The 22,036-nt window shown below is 64.2% G+C and carries 22 protein-coding genes, 4 pseudogenes and 1 riboswitch; of the genes and pseudogenes, 14 read left to right on the top strand and 12 right to left on the bottom strand.

Annotated features, from left to right (window positions below):
* Positions 1 to 62 precede the first annotated feature (62 nt).
* The 3 genes from HWY30_RS10975 to HWY30_RS10985 are packed head-to-tail and all read right to left on the bottom strand — an operon-like array spanning position 63 to position 2,594.
* Positions 63 to 1,127: a catalase family peroxidase gene (locus HWY30_RS10975; protein ID WP_090805712.1), complete on the bottom strand. Its 1,065-nt coding sequence runs from the start codon at positions 1,125 to 1,127 to the stop codon at positions 63 to 65.
* Positions 1,111 to 2,043, bottom strand: coding sequence for an anti-sigma factor family protein (locus tag HWY30_RS10980; RefSeq protein ID WP_090804229.1), 933 nt, complete (start codon positions 2,041 to 2,043; stop codon positions 1,111 to 1,113). Before HWY30_RS10980 ends, HWY30_RS10975 begins: the two co-directional genes overlap by 17 nt.
* On the bottom strand, positions 2,043 to 2,594 hold the full coding sequence (locus tag HWY30_RS10985) for an RNA polymerase sigma factor (protein WP_090804226.1): 552 nt from the start codon (positions 2,592 to 2,594) through the stop codon (positions 2,043 to 2,045). Before HWY30_RS10985 ends, HWY30_RS10980 begins: the two co-directional genes overlap by 1 nt.
* A gap of 296 nt (positions 2,595 to 2,890) precedes the next feature.
* On the opposite strand from HWY30_RS10985, the pseudogene HWY30_RS10990 reads away from it, so the two are divergent.
* Positions 2,891 to 3,040: pseudogene (locus HWY30_RS10990) on the top strand (glutathione S-transferase family protein); the annotation flags it as partial.
* Between the two features lie 99 nt (positions 3,041 to 3,139).
* Here HWY30_RS10990 and pqqD read toward each other — a convergent pair.
* The 3 genes from pqqD to HWY30_RS11005 all read right to left on the bottom strand — a co-directional run bounded on the left by pqqD (position 3,140) and on the right by HWY30_RS11005 (position 5,946).
* Positions 3,140 to 3,421 (bottom strand): pyrroloquinoline quinone biosynthesis peptide chaperone PqqD, encoded by a 282-nt coding sequence (gene pqqD / locus HWY30_RS10995; protein ID WP_090805710.1) that lies wholly within the window; start codon positions 3,419 to 3,421, stop codon positions 3,140 to 3,142.
* A 161-nt stretch (positions 3,422 to 3,582) separates the two neighbouring features.
* Complete coding sequence (gene pqqA / locus HWY30_RS42920; RefSeq protein ID WP_090805708.1) at positions 3,583 to 3,657, bottom strand: pyrroloquinoline quinone precursor peptide PqqA; 75 nt, start codon at positions 3,655 to 3,657, stop codon at positions 3,583 to 3,585.
* 303 nt (positions 3,658 to 3,960) lie between these two features.
* Positions 3,961 to 5,946 (bottom strand): sigma-54-dependent Fis family transcriptional regulator, encoded by a 1,986-nt coding sequence (locus HWY30_RS11005; protein ID WP_090804222.1) that lies wholly within the window; start codon positions 5,944 to 5,946, stop codon positions 3,961 to 3,963.
* 368 nt (positions 5,947 to 6,314) lie between these two features.
* On the opposite strand from HWY30_RS11005, the gene HWY30_RS11010 reads away from it, so the two are divergent.
* The 7 genes and pseudogenes from HWY30_RS11010 to HWY30_RS43305 all read left to right on the top strand — a co-directional run.
* Complete coding sequence (locus HWY30_RS11010; RefSeq protein WP_090804220.1) at positions 6,315 to 8,042, top strand: methanol/ethanol family PQQ-dependent dehydrogenase; 1,728 nt, start codon at positions 6,315 to 6,317, stop codon at positions 8,040 to 8,042.
* Positions 8,043 to 8,158: 116 nt separating this feature from the next.
* Positions 8,159 to 9,430: a c-type cytochrome gene (locus HWY30_RS11015; protein WP_090804218.1), complete on the top strand. Its 1,272-nt coding sequence runs from the start codon at positions 8,159 to 8,161 to the stop codon at positions 9,428 to 9,430.
* Between the two features lie 86 nt (positions 9,431 to 9,516).
* Positions 9,517 to 9,831 carry a high-potential iron-sulfur protein gene (locus HWY30_RS11020; RefSeq protein ID WP_090804216.1) on the top strand — a complete coding sequence of 105 codons (315 nt, stop codon included), beginning with the start codon at positions 9,517 to 9,519 and terminating at the stop codon, positions 9,829 to 9,831.
* A gap of 149 nt (positions 9,832 to 9,980) precedes the next feature.
* A pseudogene (locus HWY30_RS42925) lies at positions 9,981 to 10,028 on the top strand (hypothetical protein); the annotation flags it as partial.
* Positions 10,029 to 10,037: 9 nt separating this feature from the next.
* Entirely contained in the window at positions 10,038 to 10,247 is a 210-nt protein-coding gene (locus HWY30_RS11025) for a hypothetical protein (protein WP_244144869.1), read from the top strand.
* Between the two features lie 92 nt (positions 10,248 to 10,339).
* Positions 10,340 to 10,654 (top strand): hypothetical protein, encoded by a 315-nt coding sequence (locus tag HWY30_RS42930; protein WP_244144870.1) that lies wholly within the window; start codon positions 10,340 to 10,342, stop codon positions 10,652 to 10,654.
* Positions 10,608 to 10,706 (top strand): annotated as a pseudogene (locus HWY30_RS43305) (GFA family protein); the annotation flags it as partial. The gene HWY30_RS42930 and the pseudogene HWY30_RS43305, both read left to right, overlap by 47 nt.
* A 251-nt stretch (positions 10,707 to 10,957) precedes the next feature.
* Here HWY30_RS43305 and HWY30_RS11040 read toward each other — a convergent pair.
* The 4 genes from HWY30_RS11040 to HWY30_RS11055 form a co-directional block, all read right to left on the bottom strand.
* Positions 10,958 to 11,278 carry a type II toxin-antitoxin system PemK/MazF family toxin gene (locus HWY30_RS11040; RefSeq protein WP_090804212.1) on the bottom strand — a complete coding sequence of 107 codons (321 nt, stop codon included), beginning with the start codon at positions 11,276 to 11,278 and terminating at the stop codon, positions 10,958 to 10,960.
* Complete coding sequence (locus HWY30_RS11045; RefSeq protein WP_090804210.1) at positions 11,272 to 11,520, bottom strand: AbrB/MazE/SpoVT family DNA-binding domain-containing protein; 249 nt, start codon at positions 11,518 to 11,520, stop codon at positions 11,272 to 11,274. Before HWY30_RS11045 ends, HWY30_RS11040 begins: the two co-directional genes overlap by 7 nt.
* Before the next feature lie 243 nt (positions 11,521 to 11,763).
* Positions 11,764 to 12,171, bottom strand: coding sequence for a GFA family protein (locus HWY30_RS11050; protein WP_090804208.1), 408 nt, complete (start codon positions 12,169 to 12,171; stop codon positions 11,764 to 11,766).
* A gap of 30 nt (positions 12,172 to 12,201) precedes the next feature.
* On the bottom strand, positions 12,202 to 12,486 hold the full coding sequence (locus HWY30_RS11055) for a hypothetical protein (RefSeq protein ID WP_090804206.1): 285 nt from the start codon (positions 12,484 to 12,486) through the stop codon (positions 12,202 to 12,204).
* 82 nt (positions 12,487 to 12,568) lie between these two features.
* On the opposite strand from HWY30_RS11055, the gene imuA reads away from it, so the two are divergent.
* The 4 genes from imuA to HWY30_RS11075 are packed head-to-tail and all read left to right on the top strand — an operon-like array spanning position 12,569 to position 18,080.
* The gene (imuA, locus tag HWY30_RS11060; protein ID WP_143037151.1) at positions 12,569 to 13,276 is read left to right on the top strand and encodes a translesion DNA synthesis-associated protein ImuA; all 708 of its coding nucleotides are present in this window, start codon (positions 12,569 to 12,571) and stop codon (positions 13,274 to 13,276) included.
* Complete coding sequence (locus HWY30_RS11065; RefSeq protein WP_176078883.1) at positions 13,206 to 14,675, top strand: Y-family DNA polymerase; 1,470 nt, start codon at positions 13,206 to 13,208, stop codon at positions 14,673 to 14,675. Before imuA ends, HWY30_RS11065 begins: the two co-directional genes overlap by 71 nt.
* A 19-nt stretch (positions 14,676 to 14,694) precedes the next feature.
* Positions 14,695 to 17,844 (top strand): error-prone DNA polymerase, encoded by a 3,150-nt coding sequence (locus tag HWY30_RS11070; RefSeq protein WP_090804202.1) that lies wholly within the window; start codon positions 14,695 to 14,697, stop codon positions 17,842 to 17,844.
* A gap of 47 nt (positions 17,845 to 17,891) precedes the next feature.
* Positions 17,892 to 18,080 (top strand): hypothetical protein, encoded by a 189-nt coding sequence (locus HWY30_RS11075; protein WP_090804200.1) that lies wholly within the window; start codon positions 17,892 to 17,894, stop codon positions 18,078 to 18,080.
* On the opposite strand, the gene HWY30_RS11080 is transcribed toward HWY30_RS11075, so the two are convergent.
* Positions 18,067 to 19,128: a HoxN/HupN/NixA family nickel/cobalt transporter gene (locus HWY30_RS11080; protein ID WP_090804198.1), complete on the bottom strand. Its 1,062-nt coding sequence runs from the start codon at positions 19,126 to 19,128 to the stop codon at positions 18,067 to 18,069. The genes HWY30_RS11075 and HWY30_RS11080 overlap by 14 nt on opposite strands.
* A gap of 54 nt (positions 19,129 to 19,182) precedes the next feature.
* Positions 19,183 to 19,369: riboswitch (cobalamin riboswitch) on the bottom strand.
* A 391-nt stretch (positions 19,370 to 19,760) separates the two neighbouring features.
* Between HWY30_RS11080 and HWY30_RS11085 the strand changes: the two genes are divergently transcribed.
* Positions 19,761 to 21,320 carry an FAD-dependent monooxygenase gene (locus HWY30_RS11085; protein ID WP_090804196.1) on the top strand — a complete coding sequence of 520 codons (1,560 nt, stop codon included), beginning with the start codon at positions 19,761 to 19,763 and terminating at the stop codon, positions 21,318 to 21,320.
* A 117-nt stretch (positions 21,321 to 21,437) separates the two neighbouring features.
* On the opposite strand, the gene HWY30_RS42455 is transcribed toward HWY30_RS11085, so the two are convergent.
* A complete protein-coding gene (locus tag HWY30_RS42455) occupies positions 21,438 to 21,566 on the bottom strand; it encodes a hypothetical protein (RefSeq protein WP_279613280.1) in 129 nt (42 codons plus the stop codon).
* A 61-nt stretch (positions 21,567 to 21,627) separates the two neighbouring features.
* Here HWY30_RS42455 and HWY30_RS11090 point away from each other — a divergent pair.
* Positions 21,628 to 21,813, top strand: a pseudogene (locus tag HWY30_RS11090) (SOS response-associated peptidase family protein); the annotation flags it as partial.
* Positions 21,814 to 22,036 lie beyond the last annotated feature (223 nt).

Below are 22,036 nucleotides of genomic sequence, written 5' to 3' on the forward strand. Positions count from 1 at the left end.
ACTTGCTATTGCCAACCGTTTTCTCAGGCGTCGCTCCCGACACCTCGCGGTCGAGACGACATTCAACGACCATTCGATCCGGCAACGGCCTCCTCCCGAGTTCGGCGATTGAACGATACGCTATACGTCGACGACCGCGCGGCCAGCAACGGATCGGCGGATGGCGCGATGCCATCGGGCAGGATGGTCGGATCGAACGTGATGTCGCGACAGGGACCGTCGATCTGCGCCTGCGCGCGATCGATGACGATCGTGCCCACGTCGACCCGCTCGCGTTGCGGTGAGTCGATCCATTGCCGCGTCGAGTCGTCGATCGGATCGCCGGGCATCGCGACGTTCAGCACCAGATGCCAGCGCAATGGCCCCTTCGCGAGTTGCGTCATCAGAGCGTGCGACAGAAAGTCTGGATCGCTTTGCGCGCGAGCTTCGACAGGACGCCAGGGACTGTCCGGCACCACCTCCCAACGCACGAAACGCTGCACGCCCTGCGCATCCGTAGTCCGGAACGAACTGATACCGAAATAGGCCGCGTTGTCGAAGCGGGACGATGGCGGGTGCAAGCGGACCCATTCGAGAAACGCGCGGGCCTCAGGATGGCCGTCGAGAAACGCCTGCATTTTTGCGGGGTTCGCCTGACCGGTGTGCGGATCCAGCGCTTCCGCCTGAAGCTGTTCGAATAGCGCCTGCGGCGTGCGCACCGCGAAAATCGGCGTCGAATTCATCGCGAGACGCCATTGCTCGCCGTGCGGCAGCGCGATCAGCAACGCGAAGCTGCGCACCAGGGCTTCGCCGTCGTCTTGTTGCGGATTGCCGCCGGGCCTCGACAGTCGCCCGACGACGGCGTAGCTGCCGCGTTCGAACACGCTTGCGCGCGATACCGACGCGCCGTTGCCGTTGCTGTCGAAGTGTCCGGTGATGCAGATGCCCTTCGCGTGGTTGCGCCGGAAGCCCGGGTGCGGCGTCGTCGTCGCTTCGAATGCATCGACGATCCGCTGCGAAGTCAGGCGCGGCGGGAACCATCCGGCGCACCAGACGAACAGCGCCAGCAGTAACATAGGCGCCGCGAAAACCGCGAGCCAGCGCAGCAGCAAGCCATGGCCTCGCTGGTGATCAGCCCGACCGGGCATCGTCATGCGCGTCCGTGCGGCCGATGGTGGTCGACACCTCGCCGCCGTAAAGGCGTTTGCCGAGTGCTTCGAGATCGACGCCGCCGTGCTCGCCGATCAGCGCATAACCGAGTTGGCCGCGCCGCCACGCCACCACGTCCATGCCGCCGACGCGATCGCGCGCGGGCGCCGCGTCGGCCTTCGCTTCTTTCAGCACGCATAACGCGACGGGGCCGCCATGCTCCGGCAGGTAGACGATCTGCACGAGCGGTTTGCCACGAAATCTCAGGCGCTGCACGCGCTTGAACGAGAGCCCTTGACTGCGCAGGTCGGGAATCTGCAACGCCAGATTGTCGTATTGACGAATATCGGCGGCGGTGGCGGCGGTCGCGCGCATGTCGGGTTGCAACGAGGCGACGGTGTCGCGTGTGTAAAGCTGCTGATAGCCGGCCGCCGCAGCGATCCACGGCGACACGCCCGGATCGTTCGATGACGTCGTGATGGCGCCGCCACCGGTCAGTTGCGGCAACAGACGGAACGCGATGCCGCAGGAGAACACGCCCGCGACGAACGCCACCGCCAGCCACGGCAATGATGCGCGCGGCTTCAGCCGATGCACATTGCCACCGGACGGGATCGATGACTCACCGCTGGTCGCGGTATCGATTGCGTCGGCGGCATTGACCGCGCCTTGTGCCGACGCACCTGCCAGATGCTGTCGAATCAATTCGTCGACGTTGCGGCGCAATGTCTCTGGCACCGGCGGCAACGCCTGCTGGCTGAACGCTTCCGCGTACGGCAATTGCGAGGCCCGCAGTATCGACAGGCGCGATGCCACGTCGTCCGACTTGCCGATCGCGCTCTCGACATGTGCGCGTTCGTCCGGCGGTAATTCTCCGTCGACGTACGCTAACAGGATGGTGTCGTCGATCGTCATCACACTTCTCGCTCGCTGCTGGATGAGCGCGCCGCCGTGGCTTCACGATTGCCGAATTGCGCCCCAATGGTCTGCCGCGCGCGGGACAGGCGACTCATGATCGTGCCGATCGGCACGCCGAGCGCCTCGGCAGCCTCGGCGTAACTCAGGCCCTCGACGGCCACGAGTAGCATGACGATCCGTTGTGCCTCGGGCAGACGGTTGACGGCCGCGATGATCTCGCCGTTCAGCAGGTTCTCTTCCGGCGTGCGCGCATCGGGATCAGCAACGGTCTGCAGAAAATCGTCGTCCCATTCCATGCTCGAGCGGTTGCGCACGTTGCGCGCTCTCAGCTCGTTGATCCAGGTGGAATGAACGATCGAAAACATCCAGCTCAGAGGAGAAGTGCCTGGCTGCAATTGGTGGGCGCGTTCGAGTCCGCGGACGCAGGCCCGCTGGACGAGATCCTCGGCGTCGTGCTGGTTGCCGCACAGGCGCAGCGAGAACGCCCATAATCGCGGCAGCATTCCCGGCAGTTGACTGGGCAGACTCTCAACCTCTGCTGTTGGCATGATTGACTGGCTAATGGCGGCTTAATGGCGGCTTGATGGCGGCCGGGCGTGGCGGCCAATGGCTGGCCAATTCCGGCTGGTGTCCCCAACCCGCATTGTGCAACGTTCGCAAAATGTTTGCTGACGCGCGGCAATCGGCTCGCAAACATCATCCGCGGGCAATGAGCGTCAGATCGGCGAAGCACGCGCGCCGTCTTTGACGGTCGCGTCGGCATTCGACGCGCCTTCCTCCGCTTACTTCATGATCCATGGTCGCCGGTGTCCTCACCGGCGCCAATGTGTTGTGGAAATTGCCATACGTCAGCCTGGCTTGCCCTTGGGCACATCGTGCGTTGATCGGGCGGGCGCTCAGGGGCTTGAACGAGATGGTCAGTATGTCGGTGGTCCACTGGCTGATGCTCGAGCACGGATGGACCTTCGCTGAGGGGCCCGGTACCGTGCCCGAAGCGCGTACGAGGAAGCAGTCGAGCCGCTATTCGAGACGCTGGCGTGGCACGAGGAGCCGCCGCACGCGCACGGAAAGACCGGGATGGTCGTGGGCCATCTCAGGATAGCCAGCCGCGCAGCCGCGCGTGATCGAGAAAGCGATAGACGTCGGGTGCAAGTTCGGACGTGCCGAAAAGCCGTTCGAGTTCGACGATGATGTCGTCGAGCTCGTGTTCTCCGTCGCAACGCGCGAGGATCGCGCCGGCGCTAGTGTTGAGCTTCACCATCCCTTCGGGATAGAGCAGCACGTAGGCGTCCTGCGCCGCTTCCCACTGCAGGCGGAAGACGCTCCGCAGCCGGGGGCGCAGCGGCACGCCGCTATCCGCGTCACGCGTGTTCATAGGGGCCAGGCCTTTTCGACCGCATCGAGGATCGACCAGAGAATTATCGAGTTTGAACCGCAGGATATCGAGCGCGCGCTGCTGCGCCTCGGGCGTGCCCGGCGTGGCGAGCGCCGCCCGCGGCGCCACTACGGCACTGCGGGCGGCATGCCGCAGCCCGCTCAGCGATTGGCGATATACATCGTGACTTCAAAGCCGAAACGCACCTCGGCGTACGACGGAGTGATCCATTGCATGGCATGTCTCCTTGTTTGCGATGGGACGGAAGAACCGCACTCGATGCGCGGCCGTTCCCTTCAAAGCAAAGGACATGCCGATGTCGCCCCGCGAGGCTCGTTTGGCTCGCGCACAAGCCTTCGCCTGCGTATGGGCACCGACATCGTCAATTCGCTGACGTAAGCGGGACAAACGCGTCGCCATACGACGCGTTCGGGAGATGGGCAGTGTTGATTTTTGGAGCACCACTGCTGCGGGACGCAACAACGGTGTGACAGCACGTGGGCGAAACAGAAGTGCTGATGAAAGCGGCGCGGCGGGGCTCAGAAGTCGTCCACCTCACGATCCGGCTCGACCGCGGGCATCTTGCGATAGATCGTGTTGCGCGACACGCCGAGCTCGCGCGCGGCCGCCGAAACGTTGCCGCCATGCCGCGCGAGGGCGGCGGCAATCACCGACACGGTCACGTCCTGCAGGCGCGCGCACTCCGGCGCGAACGCATTGCCCGAGCCCGGCGTATCCGCCGCGCCGCTCGACGAAACGCCGCAGCGCAGATCATCGAAGAAGTCATCGGGCAAATGCTCGCGCCGGATCTCGCCGTCCGCGTCGACCATGGCCGCCGCGGTGCGCAGCAGGTTGCCAAGCTGCCTGAAGTTGCCCGGCCATGGACAGCGCTCGAACATCGCCATGACATCGGGTGCGACGTGAAGCGGCCATCCGCTCGCGCTGGCGATCGATTCGCGCAGCAACATCTTCTGGATCACGACCGCGAGGTCGGTACGGTCGCGCAGCCGCGGCAGACGCACCACGAGGCCATTGAGCCGGTAGTAGAGATCCTCGCGGAAGCGGTTTTGCGCGATCATCTCGCGCAAGTCCCGGTGCGTCGCGCAGATGATCGCGACGTCCACCGCAATGCTCCTCGTCGAGCCGAGCGGGTTGACGACGCGTTCCTGCAACACGCGCAGCAGCCGCACTTGCAGCGAGTACGGCATGTCGCCGATCTCGTCGAGAAACAGCGTGCCGCCGTTTGCCTGCAGCAGCTTGCCGATCGCGCCTTTGCGCCGCGCCCCGGTGAATGCGCCCTCCTCGTAGCCGAACAGCTCGGATTCGATCAGCGTCTCGGGAATCGAAGCACAGTTGAGCGCCACGAACGGCCCGGCGCAGCGCGGCGAATCGTTGTGGATCGCCTGCGCGAGCAGTTCCTTGCCCGTGCCGGTCTCCCCATTGATCAGGATCGGAATGTCCTTGCCGATCACCCTCCTGACCTTCGCAATGACCGCGGCGACCTGCGGGTCACCCGTGTCGAGATAGCTCAGACGCGAGAGTCCGGCGGCCGCCTGCGGCGGCTCCTCGCGCGCGAGCGCGCGGGCGCCGTCGTGCACGGCGACCGGGCGGCTGCCCTCGGCCAGCGACGCCCGCCTGAACTGCACGCGCGCGCAGACGACCGCGCCGCTGCTCAGGTTGAGCATCAGGTGCGGGTCGAGGCTCACGCGCGCGCGATCGATCAGTTGCGCGCTCGTGGTCTGGAACAGCGACGACAGCGTATGCGCGCGCAGCCCGGCGAGCGACATGCCGAGCTGGAACTGGGCACTGCGATTGGCCGACAGAAAGCGTCCGTCGCTCGTGAACGCCACGATGCCTTCCATCAGCGTGCCCAGAAACTCCGGACGACTATGGAAGGACACTTGCAGCGTTTCGTGAAAGGTCGTCGTAAAGAGATGATTCTCGATCATCTGCACCGACATTTTGGCGAGCGCCATCGTGTGCTGATGATAGCTGCGGTAGTCGCCCGTCACGTCGAGCACCCCGATCGCGTCGCCATACGGATCGAGAATCGGCACGCTCGAGCAGGTCAGGAAGCGGTTTGCCGCCAGGTAGTGCTGGTCGCCGTGCACGACCATCGCGCAGCGCTCGGCCAGCGCCGTACCGATCGCATTGGTGCCCTGGCGGTCCTCGGCCCAGTTCGCGCCGGACCGCAGCGCGACTTTCTCCGCGCGCGCGAGGAAGTCGTCGTCGCCGATCGAATGCAGGATCAGCCCTTCGGCATTGGTCAGCACGATCATGCTTTGCGTGTCGGCGATCTGCTCGTGCAGCGACTCCATCACCGGCATCGCATGCGCGCACAACACCCGGTTCTGCTCGCGTTTGAGCACGAGACCCGCGTTCGAAAGAACCTCGTATTCCGGCCGCGCCGACGCGCACAGACCAAACGTTTCGGAGCGTTCGTGCGCTTTCTGAATTGCCGGCACGGGAAAGTCATTGGACCGTACGGCAGTCTGAGCCACGGCCCGGTGAACGTCATCGCGCATTGTCTCCCTCCTGGAAAGCCTTGTACCTTGCCGGACTTTTCTCCGTCCTCTTAAGCAAGCTCCGGGCCATCCATTTCAGCGACAGCTTCGCCCGCGATCCTGGCGTCGCGCTCGACCCGAGCATGCGCGCCAGCGCTGCAACTGTCCTGTTTCTCAACACTCCATCGCCCGGCGTTGTACCGGGATGCAACACATGGAGCGCTCTACGCGCGATATGTGCCACCGCCCGTTTCAGGCGTGCCGCCCTTTCGGACTCGCCCACAAAAATGGCATGTGACTTGCAGTAACGGCACCGCAACCGGATCGACACGGAACACAGGGGCGACGCCTCTGCCGGCACTGCATCGACAAACACTCAGGAGACGACCATGAAGAACCGTTCGCCCGCCGTAGGCCGGCCGGCTGTCCTTGGAGCGAGCATCGCGATCGCGATGGCACTGAACGTGGCTCCGGTGCACGCCGCCCCGGACTACCCCGCCGTGACCTACGAGCGCCTCGCTCAAGCACAGAGCGACCCAGGCTGGCTCACCTACTACCGCAGCTATAGCGGCCAGTCACATTCGCCACTGAAGCAGATCGATGCATCGAATGTCGCCGGGCTCAAGGAGGCCTGGAGCTATCAGTTCCCCGCGGAACTCAAGCAAGGCTTCGAAGCAACCCCGATCGTCAACGGCGGCTACCTTTTCGTCAGCACGCCGAAAGACAACGTCTATGCATTCGATGTCAAGAGCGGCACGAAGCTCTGGAAATACGAGCCGAAGCTCGGCGCGGAATCGTTCAGGACCGCATGCTGCGACGTAGTGAATCGCGGCGTCGCGCTGTATGGCAAGAACGTCTACGTGGCCATGCTGAGCGGCGAGGTAGCCGCGATCGACGCGCAGAGCGGCAATGTCGTGTGGAAGAAGCAGATGTTCGAACCGGGTCTCGGCTACGCGTTCTCGCTCGCGCCGCTCGCGCTCGACGGCGCGATCGTGGTCGGTACATCAGGCGGCGAGTATGGGATTCGCGGCTATATCGCCGCACTCGATCCCGACGACGGCTCGATCATCTGGAAGCGCTATACGATCCCGAATGCCGGCGACAAGGGCGGCGATACGTGGCCCGACGGCATGCAGGAACATGGCGGCGGCGCGGCGTGGCTGACCGGCACCTACGACGCCGCCACGCGGACGCTGTACTGGGGCGTCGGCAATCCGGGACCGTGGCTCGCCGCGCTGCGTCCCGGCGACAATCTGTACTCCGATTCCCTGCTCGCGCTCGATCCGAAGAACGGCGACCTGAAGTGGCACTATCAGTACACGAGTAACGACACGTGGGACTACGACGGCGTCAACACGCCGGTTCTTGCCAACATCAGCTACAAGGGCAAGCAGTATGACGCCATCATCCATGCCGACCGCAACGGCTTCTTCCACGCGATCGACCGCAAGACCGGCAAGCTGATCTACGCCGAGCCGTTCGTCAAGGCGCTGTCGGTGACGGGCTATACCGCCGACGGCAAACCAGTTCAGGACGCCAGCCGGTTTCCCAAGGCCGGCACGACGATCAACACCTGTCCGAGCTTTCTCGGCGGCAAGAACTGGTGGTCGACTTCCTACGATCCCGAGCGGCACATCGCGGTGGTGCCCTCGCTGCATGCGTGCATGAGCCTGTCCGGCAAGTCGGTCAGCTACATGGAGGGTCTGCCCTACCTCGGCGAAGGCTTCGAGATCCAGCCTGAACCGGGCAGCCAGGGTTATGGCGAGCTTCAGGCCATCGATGTCAATACGGGCAAGAAGCTGTGGGGTCACTGGACCAGGATGCCCTGGAACGGTGGCGTCGCCACCACGGCCAGCGGCCTCGCCTTCAGCGGCTCGCTCGACGGCCATCTGTACGCGTTCGACGTGACGACGGGCAAGGTGCTGTGGGAGAGCCCGCAACTCGCGAGCGGCATCGTCGCGCAACCTTCCGTGTTCGAAGTCGACGGCAAGGAATACGTGGCCGTGCTCGCGGGCTACGGCGGTGCGAATCCGATCTGGGGCGGCCCGATGGCCGACGTCGCGAAGGACGTTCCGCGCGGCGGCACGCTGTACGTGTTCGCGCTCGATCGCAGCTAGGCGCAGCCACCGCACCCGCATCGTTCTGCCCATCCGGCCTTCGCAGCCGCATCTTTCCGCGCCCGCACGCAGCCCATGCGGGCGCGGTGTTCCCGCCATCACAGGAACGCACCATCATGAACATTCGATTCACTCACCTTGCTCTCGCCGGCGCGCTCGTCGCCGGCGCCGCACATGTTGCCGCCCAGGCGGCCGCGCGGACGTCTTCCAGCGTCCGCGTGTGCACGATGCCCGGCAGCCCTTCGGCCGAACTGGACAAGTCCGTTGCACGCGCGGTGTTGAGCGCGGCGGGCATTACCGCGACATTCGCGCCGCGCGGCATCGACGACGACGGCGGCGACGACGGCATCTCCGCTCGCGAGCTCTCGACATCGCTGCAGCGCAACTGCGACGTGATCGCGGGCTTTCCACGTTCGAGCGTGGCCGACGGCTCCGACTCGCACCTGCTCTTTTCCGGGAGCTATCTGCACTCCGGTTACGTCAGCGTCACGCTGCGCGGCGGCCATGCGGCCAACACCTCCGTCGCGGCGCCGGACAGCAAGATCACCATTGCCGCCACCTGGTCGAGCCCGTCGCAACTGATCGCGGTCCAGCAGAAGAACGCGCGCTTCGATCTGGAAACCACCTCCGCGCTGACCGTCGACGCCCTCGCGAAAGGGCGCGCCCAGCGCGCGATCGTCTGGTACCCGGCCGTGGTGGCGTATCGGCATGCGCACCCGCAGCAGCACTTCGACGTCGCCGTCGCCGAGTCGCCCTATGCCGACTGGAATCTGGTGTTCGCGTCGGGGCCCGACACGCAGCCGCTGCAAAAGCGCATCGATGACGCGCTCACGCGTCTGCGCAGCGATGGCCGGCTCGCAGCGCTCACGCGCAACTGGGCGCTGCCAACCACCCTCGCGAGCGATTCGGCGACCGCGGCCAGCACTCACGCGAATCTCGCGCGCTATCTCGACGGCCCGACCCAGGCGTCGCCGCGTGCGGACCTATGGCGCGTGGGCGGCATGCCCGCCGCCGGCGGCTTCATCAAGGTTGCGGCGACGACCGAGACACCGTCGTTCGATCACGATCAGGTCACCCACGGTGAACATCTGTATGCCGATTCGTGTGCGAAATGCCACGGCGAGAAACTCGAAGGCAACACCGCGCCGTCGTTGATCGGACCGGCCTTCGCGCCAGCGGCGAACTCGCATCTGACGATCGGCGGCATTTACCAGTACATGTCGACCAACATGCCCGCGGATCATCCCGGCAAGATGAGCGACGAGGAGTACGCCGATCTGATGGCCTTCCTGCTCTATACGAATGGCTACGACACCGGCAGCGCGAAGCTGACCGCGCAAGCCGCGCAATCCTCGACCACCCCGCTGAACGCCGGACCGCGCCACTAACAGGTTGCTTCGCACCGCATTACGACGCCACGCCGCTTCAATCGAATGCGGCATGGACGACTCATTTCTTTTCTCAGGGCATCACCATGGTCTCTCACAACCGCAGACACTTCATTCTTCAGGCCGCGGGCCTGTGTGCCGCGCTCGCCAGCGCCGAGCTCGCGTTAGCCGCGCCGCCCGCCGTCGATGAAAACGACGCCGCGGCCAGCTCGCTCGGCTATCGTGCGAAAGCGGGCAGCGTCGACGCCGCGAAGTTCCCCAAGTACCACGCGGGCCAGACCTGCGCGAACTGCCGTTTCTATACCGGCGCAGCGGGCGACTCCGCCGGACCGTGCCCGATGTTCCCGGGCAAATCCGTTTCGGCCGACGGCTGGTGCAACGTCTATGCGCCACGCGTTTGAGCGCTGGTCCGTGGGTGCGCCGCCAAGCGGCGCACGCGCGATGGCCGCGGCCGATGCCGTGATCGGTCCGTCGGACGGGGGACGCGTCGGCCCCCCTTCAGGCGCTGATCGAACTCGGCCTCACGCGCGGCTTTCTCACCCGCGGCGACATCGTCGACGCCCTCCCGCAGCACGCAGCCGACGGCGCGCAAATCACCGCGGCAACGGTGACGCTGCGCGAGTTGGGCATCGCCGTGCGCGAAGCCGCCGCTACGCAGGCGGCACGGACGCCCGAACGGCATTTCGCGAACGCCAACGCCGTGCCGGGCGCGCCCGTCGATCCGCTCGTGGGCCACACGAGCGATCCGGTGAAACCGTACCTGCGCGAAATGGGAACGAGACCGCTGCTCGAGCGCCTCGGACGCGCGGCACATTAAGCGCGAACGTCCGGTCGGATGATGCTGCGTCGCAGCCGCGGCGGTGTCGTCCATCGTCTCGACTCCCGTTTCCCTCTATCCGGAACAACAACATGAAATTCGAAGGCATCTACACCCCTGCTATCACGCCGTTGACCGCGCAAGGGCAAATCGACAAGACGCCCTTTGCCGACGTGCTCGACGCTGATCGCGGCCGGCCGGATGAGCGTGTCGATGGGCCGCGAGTACTTCGAGACGGTCTGCCATGCATCGAAGATCAGGACGATGCTCTGCCAGGCTACGGTCCGTTATACGTATGCTTAGGCTCCCGAGCTAACACTGGATCACTTGAACCGGAGAAGATCCATGTCGACTCCCTGGATGGGACGCTGCCTGTGCGGCGCGGTGCAATACGAAGCTCGCGGTGAGTCACTTGCGCAACTCATCTGCCATTGCAGGGATCGTCGGCGTGCTTCCGGCTCCGCGGGTTTGCCGGTCGTCGTAGTAAGAGCCGCCGGCTTTTCGTTCAAAGGCGAAATCAGGCCTCATACGAAGATCGAATGCGATCATCTATCGCGGCCCTGTGATTACCCACGAGGTAGCGCGAACGGCGATGTGACGTACATGCGCGACGGCGCCGCGTTGCTCGTCGACGAGGGATCGTCATTGCGCATGTGGGAGACGGATACCGGCCTGCGTGCGGAGCGCTTGCGCGCCAAGTACTTTCCCCTTCATTCAGCGAACACTTCCTGCAACGTTCTCAGGGTGTCCATCAAAGTATTCCCGGCAACAAAACCCTCTTTCTTGACCAGCCGCACCTTATCAACGGTGCGAATTTGGTCTAGCAAAATCAATCCTTGCTTTCGCTTGAAAGTCACCGGCACGCGGAAGGGCGCGGGGCGGCCCTTCGAGGTCATCGGGGCGACAATGACCGTGCGAAGGTGATCGTGCAGTTCAGGCGGAGAGACTACGACGCAAGGACGTGTCTTTTGGATTTCGCTACCTAACGTCGGATCGAGAGCGACTAGCCAAACCTCGCCGCGCACTACCACGTTATCTCCGCATCACCTGCGTTGCCGAACTCACCCATCACCAGTGCGTCGTCGCCGGTTTCCGCAACCCGTTTGCTTGCAACGGCCCAGCCTTCGCGCACAGCTTTCTGCGGACGACGAATTACTAGCGCGTCGTTCTCGACTTCCATGTCTACCTCATCCTCTAAACCAAGCTGGGCAAGTATCGGCTTGGGGATCAACACCCCTTGCGAGTTGCCCATTTTGCGAATCGTCGTTTTCATGGCTATACCGTATATACAATGTTATACCCAGCTAATGCAAGGTAAACACAATGTTATTACATTTTTCGAGATTTTGAAATGAATCCAGCGCGCGCTCAGTCGTACAACGCGTCAAAGCCCGCTATCGCCTCGCGGCGATCTTTCAAGCCCGAGTTCGCCCAGTTCACGTCCGAACGCCATCAACTGGACGCCCACCAGCCAGACATGCCTCACCATCCGCGCAGAGCGCCCTGACCGGCGCAATCAAAGCTGCCGCGTTTCCGAAGGCGGATTGCCCCAGTCGTTGTGCAGGCCATTCCGATAGGTCACCGGCGCATTCAGCGCCGCATCGAGATCGAGTTCATCGAGGCACATGATGTTCACGTTGATATACGGATACCCTGTGCCGTTTGGCATATCGATGCGATCGAATACGTGGACCCCGCAGCGTGTGCAGAACGGGTGATGCGCGACCGCATTGTGCCCCTGATATTCGCTGAGCGCGGCTTCATCCGAAAGAAGGCGAAAATCTTCCCGGCGAACCTGCACGTGCCAGAATCGCAGCCTGCTGCAGTAGCTGCAATTGCACTTCGACGTGCCCTCGTCGAAATCGATGCGAGCCTCGAACTTCACGAATTGGCAATGGCAACTTCCGAGGTACGTGCGCAACATGGGGTTCTCCGGGGTTGAGGGCCGCTGCCATTATGGACGGCACGACTTCGCGCTGCCAATGCACGAGCCGTCGCATCCCTCGCAGTAATGGCGGTCGCGCACCGCGCGATCCACGCGCCAGACGTTCGCCGCAACCGGCGCCGCCGTCCCCGCCGAGCGTCCGTTTTCCCGCGCATGAAACGTCGGCTCGCCCGCCTTGCCGCGGCGAATCGCTTCATCGATGTCCGGCTCGCCGAACACCGCTTTCAGTTCGGCCACGAACGCCGCGATCTCCGGCATCGGATGCCCGGCTGGCTTGCGCACTCGCATGTCCATGAACCCGCCCCCAAAAAAGTGCCTGTTCGCTATCTCATAAAACCATGTAGGATACTGTATATCCATACAGGTATTTTCGCAAATGACAGCCGCCCTGCCAGCACCGGAAGCCATTCACCCGTCCTTGTGGCGGGCGTCCCAGCTTGGCGCTGGCCGCGGCCGCAGCGTCGATACCGGCTATCTGGCCCTGTCGGCGGAGTTGCCCGGCGGTGGCTGGCCGCTCGGCGCGCTGGTCGATCTGCTCGTGCAGCAGGCCGGCGTCGGCGAACTGCGGCTGTTGCAGCCGGCGCTCAGCGCCGTCGGCGAGCGTCCGCTCGTCTTCGTGCAACCGCCGCATACGCCGGACGGCCTCGGGCTCAACTACATCGGCCTGTCGCTGCAGCAGGTGCTGCGGATCAATGCGCCGAAAACCGCCGACGCGCTGTGGTCCGCCGAGCAGATCCTGCGCGCCGGCAGTTGCGGCGCGCTGATCTTCTGGGCGCAGTACGCGCAGGCGTCGTCGCTGCGCCGTCTGCATCTGGCCGCGCAGTCGTCGGAGACGCTTTTCATCATGGTGCGGCCGCTCGCCACCGCGCAGGAGGCATCCCCCGCGCTGCTGCGGCTCGCGCTCAGGCCATCGGCCGAAGGTCTCACCATCGACATCGTGAAACGACGAGGGCCCGCTCGCGCAGAGCCCCTGTCGATTCCCCTTCAACCCACTCCCGTTCTGCTTTCCCGACATGCGCGTCTTTCTCGCCGTTCATCTGCCAAAGTTGCCGCTCGAGGTCTTCAGACCGAAGTGGTCGCCTGAGCCCGCGCATGGCTGCGCGGTGCTGGAGAAAGACAAGGTGGTCATGGCCGACCCCGCCGCGCGCTCGGCAGGCGTGCGTCCGGGCATGAAGCGCGGCGGCGTGCTGACGCTGTCGCCGCAGACCGAGATGTATGAGCGCGATAGCGGCCGTGAAACGGCGGCCCATCGCGAGGTGGGTATCGCGCTGATGCGCTTCTCGCCCGAAGTCGCGCTGCTCGATGAGGCGACGGTCGTCGTCGAGATCGGCGCGAGTCTGCGGCTCTTCGGCGGCCTGCTCGCGCTGTGCCGCGATACGAAAGCCATCCTCGACGCGCTCGGCTTCACCGCGCGCATCAGTGCCGCGCCGACCGGCCAGGGCGCGTGGCTGCTCGCGAAGTTCGGCAACCGGCGCGTGCTGAAGCTCGCGTCGCTCGACCAGCGCCTGTCCGCCCTGCCGATGCTCGCCGTGCCCGAAGTCCGCCCGTTCGCCGACTGGTTCACGGGCCTCGGTTGCGAGCGCATCGCCGATCTGCGCCGCCTGCCCCGCGCCGGCTTGCAGCGCCGCTGCGGCGAACATCTGCTCGACTCGCTCGACCGCGCGTTCGGGACCGCGCCCGAACTGTTCGACTGGCTCGAACTGCCGCCCACGTTCTCGGCGCGCATCGAGATGCCGGACCGGCTCGAACACGCGGATGGCGCGGTGTTCGGCGCGCAGCGCCTGATCGTGCAACTGTGCGGATGGCTGTGCGCAAAACAGCTCGCGCTCACCGGCATTCGCCTGTCGCTCGAACACGAGCGCGGACGCGCTGCGATCGAGCCGACCACGATCGACGTCGCACTCGGCGAGCCGACCTGGCGCGAAGAACATCTGATGCGGCTGCTCAAGGAGCGGCTGCATCGTATCGAGCTCGCCGCGCCCGTGATCGCGTTGCGGCTCGACGCGTCGAACGTCGAGTCGGCCGCGCCCGCGTCCGACACGCTGTTTCCCGAACCGGGCGGCTCGCAGGAGGATCACGCGCGGCTGCTCGAACTGCTGGTCGCGCGGCTCGGCGAAGAGAACGTGCTGAAACCCGCGCCGAGCGCCGATCATCGTCCGGAGATCGCGAACCGCTGGGTGCCGGTGTCGCAGCCGGTCAAGCCCGGCCCGCTGCCGCAGAATCTGCCCCGCCCGACGTGGATGCTCGACACGCCCGTGCGTCTGCTGATGCGCCAGCACCGCCCGTTCTATGGCTCGCCGTTGCGCATGGTGTCGCCGGGCGAGCGCATCGAGAGCGGCTGGTTCGACGGCGAGCTCGTCACGCGCGACTACTTCGTCGCGCAGGCGGACGACCAGAGCTGCTACTGGATCTACCGCGAGCGCGTGAGCAGCCGCGACGCGGAAGAAGAGCAACGCTGGTTCCTGCATGGCCTGTTCGGCTGATAGGCGCGGATGAGCGGCCATGGACACCACCTTCACGATGCTGCCGGCGTATGCCGAGCTGTTCTGCTTTTCCAACTTCACGTTTCTGCGGGGCGCGTCGCACGCTGAGGAACTGGCCGAGCGTGCCGCGCAACTCGGCTACTCCGCGCTCGCGATCACCGACGAATGCTCGCTCGCGGGAGTCGTGCGCGCGCATGTCGCGGCGAAAGAAGCGAAGCTGCCGTTCATCGTCGGTTCGTATTTCCGGCTCGTCAACGCCGATGGTTCGCCGGCGTTCGGGCTGATCCTGCTCGCCCGCAACCGCAACGGCTACGGCAATCTGTCCGAGCTGATCACGCTGGCGCGCATGCGCGCGCCCAAGGGCGAATACCGGCTCACGCCGCAGGATCTGTCGCGGCCGGAGAAGGAATATCGTCACCTGCTCGGCATGCCCGACTGCCTCGCGATTCTCGTGCCGGATTTCCCGGCCAGCGAAGACGCGCTCGATGCGCAGGTCGAATGGCTCGACGAAACGTTCACCGGCCGCGCATGGGTCAGCCTCGTGCTCCATCAACGCGCGATGGACGACCTGCATCGCGGCACGGTCGAATTCGTCGCGCGCAGCCGCGACGTGCCCGTCGTCGCGCTCGGCGAAGTCGTGATGCACGTGCGCTCGCGCAAGCCGCTGCAAGACACGATGACCGCGATCCGGGTCGGCAAACCGGTCCATCAGTGCGGCTATGATCTGGCGCCGAACGCCGAGCAGCATCTGCGCTCGAGGTTGCGGCTCGCCAACCTGTACCCGCAAGACGCGCTGGCCGCGACGGTCGACATCATGAGCCGCTGCACGTTTTCGCTCGACGAGCTGCGCTACGAGTATCCCGACGAGCTGGTGCCGGCCGGCCATACGCCGGCCTCGTATCTTCGTCAGGAAACCTATGTCGGCGCGCAGCGGCGTTTTCCCGCGGGGATTGCGCATCACGTGCAGCAGCAGATCGAGCACGAACTCGAACTGATCGCGGACCTGCAGTACGAGCCGTATTTCCTGACCGTCTACGACATCGTCCGCTTCGCGCGCAGCCAGCACATTCTGTGTCAGGGGCGCGGGTCGGCCGCGAACTCGGCGGTCTGCTATTGCCTCGGCGTGACCGAGGTGGACCCCGCGCGCGGCAACATGCTGTTCGAGCGCTTCATCAGCAAGGAGCGCGGCGAGCCGCCCGATATCGACGTCGACTTCGAGCACCAGCGGCGCGAAGAAGTGATCCAGTACATCTATCGCAAGTACGGCCGCGACCGGGCGGCGATCGCGGCGGCGGTGTCGACCTATCGTCCGCGTGGTGCGCTGCGGGAAACGGGCAAGGCACTCGGCGTCGATCCGCAGATCGTCGATGCGGTCGCGAAGTCGCATCACTGGTTCGATACCAGTCGGGATCTGCTCGCGCGTTTCGCGGAATCCGGCCTCGATCCGAACCAGCCCCTGATTCAGGCCTGGGCGAAGCTCGCCTCGCAACTGCTGAATTTTCCGCGCCACCTGTCGCAGCATTCGGGCGGCTTCGTGATCAGCCGCGGCAAGCTCACCCGGCTCGTGCCGGTGGAAAACGCGGCGATGGCCGACCGCTCGGTGATCGAGTGGGACAAGGACGACCTCGAATCATTGGGCTTGCTGAAGGTCGACGTGCTCGCGCTCGGCATGCTGTCGGCGATCCGGCGCACGCTCGACCTCGTTTCGGAACAGCGCGGAGAACGCTTCGAAATGCAGGACATCCCCGCCGAGGATGAGGCGACCTACGCGATGATTTCGGCCGCCGATACGGTCGGCGTGTTCCAGATCGAATCGCGCGCGCAGATGAGCATGCTGCCGCGTATGCGGCCAGAGAAGTTCTACGACCTCGTCATCGAAGTTGCGATCGTGCGGCCCGGTCCGATTCAGGGCGGCGCCGTGCATCCCTATCTGCAGCGCCGTCAGGGCTTCGAGCCCGTGACCTATCCGAGCGACGCGTTGAAGACCGCGCTGGGCCGCACACTCGGCGTGCCGATCTTCCAGGAGCAGGTGATGCAGGTGGCGATTCTCGCGGCCGGCTTCACCGCCGGCGAAGCCGACCAGCTGCGACGCGCGATGGCCGCGTGGAAACGCAAGGGCGGACTCGAAAAATACTATGACCGCATCGTGCTCGGCATGCAGGAGCGCGGCTACGACCAGGCCTTCGCCGAGGCGATCTTCGAGCAGATCAAGGGCTTCGGCGAATATGGCTTCCCCGAAAGTCACGCGGCCAGTTTCGCGCTGCTGGTCTATGCGAGCAGCTGGCTCAAGCGTCACGAACCCGAAGCCTTTCTCGCCGCGATGCTGAACAGCCAGCCGATGGGCTTCTATTCGCCGTCGCAACTGGTTCAGGATGCGCAGCGGCACGGCGTCACGGTGTTGCCGGTCGATGTGACGATCAGCGGTTGGGACTCCTCGCTCGAACACCGTGCGGGGGCGACGCGCCCCGCCGTGCGTCTCGGTCTTTCGCTGCTGCGCGGCATGAAGGACGGCGCCGCCGAACGGATCGAGAACGCGCGCGCGGTTCGCCCGTTCGCGAGCGTCAACGATCTCGCGCGCCGCGCGCAGCTCGACCGCAAAGACCTGCATGCGCTCGCGGATGCGAATGCGTTGGCAGCGCTCGCGGGAAACCGCCGCGAAGCGCTGTGGCAGTCGGTCGTCGCGGTGCCGGACAAGGATATGCTCGCGGCCGCGGCGACTCAGGACGAAACGCCCGAACTGGGCGCACCGAGCGAAGCGAACGACATCGTCGCCGACTACCGTTCGCTCGGCCTGACGCTCAACCGCCATCCGCTGGAACTGCTCCGGCCGCAGTTGCTCGCGAACCGGCTGATGCCGGCCTCGACGCTGCGGACCTATCGCGACGGCCGCCTCGCGCGCGGCTGCGGACTGGTGACGGTGCGTCAGCGTCCCGGCACGGCCAAGGGCGTCGTGTTCGTCACGCTCGAAGACGAGACGGGCAACGTCAATGTGATCATCTGGCCGAGTCTGCTCGAAAAACAGCGCAAAGAAGCGTTGGGCGCCGCGCTGCTCGCTGTGTACGGCACATGGCAGTGTCAGGGAGAAGTACGGCACCTCGTCGCGCAGCGGCTGGTCGACATGTCTCATCTGTTGGGCGAGTTGCAGACGACGAGCAGAGACTTCTGCTGATGCGAGCGCGCAAATGCGTATCATCGGAACAGCAAACGGAGGCATCCATGTGCTATTCGGCTCAGATTCTGGCGGACTACCGGCGCTACGTCCGCATGTTCGGCGCGCACATGAGCATTCGAACGCGCGACATCATCATGGCAACGCGTCCGGGCAGCACGATCCTCTGCATGTCTGAGCCGGACGCGTTGCGCATCCGGCAGGTTTGTTCTGGCTTTTCGATCAGCCCAGGTTGACGGGCATGTCGTCGTAGCGCTTGAGCTTGTAGAACAACACGGACACCAGCCAGCTGACGACGAACAGGCCGATCACCACGTAGCCGAGCAGGCCAAAGTTGTCCGATGCCGTGCCGATCAGATCCCAGAAGCCGCCCTTGAGGTCGAGCTTGTCCGCGATCAGCGCCAGCGCCTCAATGCCGCCGATCAGCACCGCCACAATCACCGACACGAACGTAATCGTGATGTTGTAGTACAGCTTGCGGACCGGCTTCATGAAAGCCCAGCCATATGCGCCGAGCATCAGCACGCCGTCGGCGGTATCGACCAGGCACATGCCCGCAGTAAACAGTGCGGGGAAGATCAGGATAGTCGCGAGAGACATGCCATCAGCGGCCTGAGCGGCAGAAATACCGAACAGCGCCACTTCCGTCGCCGTATCGAAGCCCAGGCCGAACACGAAGCCGATCGGGTACATGTGCCAGCTACGTGAGACAAGGCGGAACAGCGGACGGAAAATGCGCGACAGGAAACCGCGCTTGTTGAGCAGCATGTCGAGGTCTTCCTCGACGAGGCGCTCGCCACGCTGCACGCGCCGGAAAGTCTTCACCACCGACACCAGAATCATCACGTTGACGATTGCCAGCACCAGCAGAAAACCCGCCGACACTGAGGTGCTGATGATTCCACCGATTGCCTTCATGTCTTCGAAGCGTGCTTTCAGCGTGACGGCCGCGAACGCGACGGCAACCGAAAGCGCGATCACGATCGTCGAATGCCCCAGCGAAAAGAAAAAGCCCACTGCAACCGGGCGTTTGCCGCCTTGCATCAGTTTCCGTGTGGTGTTGTCGATAGCGGCGATGTGATCTGCGTCGACCGCATGGCGCAAGCCGAACGTATAAGCGAGCAATGCAGTGCCGATCAACGCGGGGCGGCCATGAAGGGCAGTGAGCGCCCAGATCCAGACGCCGACGTTGGCCGCTATGAGCAGTGAAAAAATGCCGATGACCTTGCCGCGTAGCGCCTGCGGGCCGTCGTCGAACAGGTGAGAAAAATAAGGCTGTCGCATGAATGTCCTCGCATGCTGGTGAAGCGCCCGGTATGGGCGGGTTTACCGGGCGCGATTACGTCCCGGGCGCGGCAGGTCTCCTGGCTTACGCGTCTGCGCCCGACGCCGCCTTCCCGGTTGCCCAGTGGCCTGATGACATCGGACTTCGCGTTTACAGTTGCGGGCACAGCTATGGTCTTGGCGCTTGCCTCACCATATTCCCTATTAATGCCTTGCGGCAGCCGTCGCGATGGCGATTATCGCGTACAAACCGTGCAGATAGCTTTCGATCGGAAAGCCGACTGACAGTCGTCTCTCTTTGCGTTGTTGCGTGCGCCACCAGTCCTGGCGACACGGCGGTCGGCAAATGCGCGATGGGCCTACACGCTCGCCGCGCGCTACAGTTCGCGCTCGCACGGCTTTGAACGCCGCCGGCTGTTGCAACCCATCGCCACAATGTTATAAAGCTGTGTCGGAAAAGGCAGACTTGGTTTGGTAAGCCCAAGTCCTTTCGGTAACGAAAGCTCTGGTCTTTGGCCTCGCGCACGAGATCCCCACGACGAACATTCGACGCTGTACAGGCGTCCAAACGTTCGTCCGTGTGGTTCTCAACTGAGGAACGCTCCGGTCGGACATCGACACAGGAGTAGTTCATGCGCAGACATCATCCAGATATCTATGACGTTGTGATTGCCGGGGCCGGACCCGTCGGCCTGTTTCTCGCCTGCGAGCTGCGCCTGTTTGACCTCTCGGTCCTGGTGCTGGAGCAAGCCGAGGACCCACACTCCCCATTGAAGCGCCTTCCATTCGGAATGCGCGGCCTTTCGGCGCCGACCCTTGAAGCGCTGTATCGTCGTGGGTTGCTGGATGAGGTAGTCGCGGCGCAGCGTGAGAGTGATGCCGCAGGCAAGAATGCGACGACCACACACTGGACGGGACAGCCGCGTCGGCCAGCCGGCCACTTCGCGGGCATCCAGTTCTATCACGACGACGTTGACACCTCGAAGTGGCCATATCGTCTGCCAAGCCCGGCCGACACCAGCATGGCAGTCGAATTGGAGACACTCGAAACTGTCCTGGCTCGCCGAGCCAGTGCGATGGGGGCCGAGATCCGGCGTGGTTTTGGTGCCAACGCGATAAGGGCGTCAGACGACGAGGTAAATGTTCACGCGGGTGGCGAGACTTTCGCCGGACGCTGGCTTGTCGGTTGCGATGGTGGCCGTAGTGCGATGCGCAAGGCAGGCGCCTTTGGTTTCGTTGGCACCGAACCGGAGTTCACCGGCTATTCCGTTGAAGTCGAGATGGCAGACCAGCAAGCGCTCCGCCCCGGCCGGCACTATACGTCGAAGGGCATGTACACCTATGCACGGCCTGGCACGATCGCGATGGTGGAATTCGATGGCGGCGCCTTTCACCGGATCCAACCGATCACGCTGGAGCATGTGCAGGCAGTGTTGCGCCGCGTGTCGGACACAGATATCACCCTCACAAAACTTCAGATCGCTACCACCTGGACGGATCGAGCTTTCCAGGCGACAACGTATCGCAAAGGACGCGTGCTGCTTGCGGGTGACGCCGCACACATCCACTCCCCCTTGGGCGGTCAAGGGCTTAATCTCGGTCTGGGAGACGCGATGAACCTGGGTTGGAAGCTGGCATCCACGATCCGTGGCGACGCGCCGACCAATCTACTCGACAGCTATCAGCGGGAACGGCATCCGGTGGGAGCGAACGTTCTCGACTGGTCGCGCGCGCAGGTTGCGCTCATGCGCCCCACCCAAAGCACGCGCGCGCTTGCAGCCGTCATCCGTGATCTCATCGAGACCCGCGATGGCGCGACGTACTTTGCTGAGCGCGTGTGGGGCGTTTCGCTCCGCTACGACCTTGGCGGCGGTCATCCGCTGGTAGGCCGCAGCGCTCCTGATTTCGAGCTCGTCGACGGAACAAAGGTCGGCGGTCTTCTGCGCGAAGGAAAAGGCCTATTCCTGGAGTTCGGCCCGGGCGCATCGCTTCAGGCGCTCGCGAGCCGTTGGCGAGAGCAGGTCACCTATGTCGCAAGCGACGTCAAGGAACGGCTGGGATTGCGCGCTGTACTGCTGCGTCCTGACGGGTTCGTCGCGTGGGCAAGTGAAGCCGCCATTCGCGATGAGGAGATTGCCGAAGTCTTGGCGCGATGGTTCGGCAAACCTGGGAATGCGCGTGGATCCGCCTAGCTGAGAGCATCATCGGAATGGCGGGTTTCCTGGGGCGGATTCAACCGGTGGATGCAACACTCCCACTGCTTGCGCAGTCTTCAGTGTGTTGCATCCACCGGTTGAATCCGCCAAGTCCTACAGACGTCCGGGTTGTAGCCAGCCGTCTACGACCTCCTCGTTGATATCGTCGAGTTCTATCTGGATGTCGGCGTAAAGCGCAACCTCCTGCGAGGCGTTCAAAGCGTAGCCCAAGGTCATGTCCATCGACCAGTGTTTGAAGTAAGAGCGCAAGTACCGAAGATCTCCGAACTGACTACGAGCGGCACCTCACGACATGCTGGTCGCGTGCTTATGGTCCCGTTGGAGCGGCAAAGGCGAGCCGGATTTATTGGCCTTCGCGGCGATCACCGACGAGCCGCCACGCGGGGTCGCCGCCGCGGGGCATGATCGCTGCATCATTCCTATCAAGCCTGAGCATATCGACGCGCGGTTGAATCCGGATCCGCGCGAATGAGCACCGATCGCGGCGTGAATGCGCCGTGCGGTTCTGCAAGCCGCTCGACACGGTGTCGGATCATCCTTGCAATCTTCGCGCAGTAACATATTCTGCGTTATGGATGTTCATCGGCTGGCGAAGAATACCCGGTTGCAGAGGTCCGCCGACAGGCGCGATTCGGACCCCATCAATCATCGAAGCGCCTGCGCAGCGGGCCCGACACGATCCACACCCTCGG

It is taken from the genome of Paraburkholderia tuberum STM678 (assembly GCF_902833905.1).
In the GTDB taxonomy this organism is placed as follows: domain Bacteria; phylum Pseudomonadota; class Gammaproteobacteria; order Burkholderiales; family Burkholderiaceae; genus Paraburkholderia; species Paraburkholderia tuberum.

Bases quoted from the DNA above. Each gene is read 5' to 3' on its own strand.
- HWY30_RS10975 (WP_090805712.1), bottom strand. From the start codon at position 1,127: ATGCCCGGTCGGGCTGATCACCAGCGAGGCCATGGCTTGCTGCTGCGC.
- HWY30_RS10980 (WP_090804229.1), bottom strand. From the start codon at position 2,043: ATGACGATCGACGACACCATCCTGTTAGCGTACGTCGACGGAGAATTA.
- HWY30_RS10985 (WP_090804226.1), bottom strand. From the start codon at position 2,594: ATGCCAACAGCAGAGGTTGAGAGTCTGCCCAGTCAACTGCCGGGAATG.
- pqqD (WP_090805710.1), bottom strand. From the start codon at position 3,421: ATGAACACGCGTGACGCGGATAGCGGCGTGCCGCTGCGCCCCCGGCTG.
- HWY30_RS11005 (WP_090804222.1), bottom strand. From the start codon at position 5,946: ATGCGCGATGACGTTCACCGGGCCGTGGCTCAGACTGCCGTACGGTCC.
- HWY30_RS11010 (WP_090804220.1), top strand. From the start codon at position 6,315: ATGAAGAACCGTTCGCCCGCCGTAGGCCGGCCGGCTGTCCTTGGAGCG.
- HWY30_RS11015 (WP_090804218.1), top strand. From the start codon at position 8,159: ATGAACATTCGATTCACTCACCTTGCTCTCGCCGGCGCGCTCGTCGCC.
- HWY30_RS11020 (WP_090804216.1), top strand. From the start codon at position 9,517: ATGGTCTCTCACAACCGCAGACACTTCATTCTTCAGGCCGCGGGCCTG.
- HWY30_RS42930 (WP_244144870.1), top strand. From the start codon at position 10,340: ATGAAATTCGAAGGCATCTACACCCCTGCTATCACGCCGTTGACCGCG.
- HWY30_RS11045 (WP_090804210.1), bottom strand. From the start codon at position 11,520: ATGAAAACGACGATTCGCAAAATGGGCAACTCGCAAGGGGTGTTGATC.
- HWY30_RS11050 (WP_090804208.1), bottom strand. From the start codon at position 12,171: ATGTTGCGCACGTACCTCGGAAGTTGCCATTGCCAATTCGTGAAGTTC.
- HWY30_RS11055 (WP_090804206.1), bottom strand. From the start codon at position 12,486: ATGGACATGCGAGTGCGCAAGCCAGCCGGGCATCCGATGCCGGAGATC.
- imuA (WP_143037151.1), top strand. From the start codon at position 12,569: ATGACAGCCGCCCTGCCAGCACCGGAAGCCATTCACCCGTCCTTGTGG.
- HWY30_RS11065 (WP_176078883.1), top strand. From the start codon at position 13,206: ATGCGCGTCTTTCTCGCCGTTCATCTGCCAAAGTTGCCGCTCGAGGTC.
- HWY30_RS11070 (WP_090804202.1), top strand. From the start codon at position 14,695: ATGGACACCACCTTCACGATGCTGCCGGCGTATGCCGAGCTGTTCTGC.
- HWY30_RS11075 (WP_090804200.1), top strand. From the start codon at position 17,892: ATGTGCTATTCGGCTCAGATTCTGGCGGACTACCGGCGCTACGTCCGC.
- HWY30_RS11080 (WP_090804198.1), bottom strand. From the start codon at position 19,128: ATGCGACAGCCTTATTTTTCTCACCTGTTCGACGACGGCCCGCAGGCG.
- HWY30_RS11085 (WP_090804196.1), top strand. From the start codon at position 19,761: ATGCGCAGACATCATCCAGATATCTATGACGTTGTGATTGCCGGGGCC.
- HWY30_RS42455 (WP_279613280.1), bottom strand. From the start codon at position 21,566: ATGGACATGACCTTGGGCTACGCTTTGAACGCCTCGCAGGAGGTTGCG.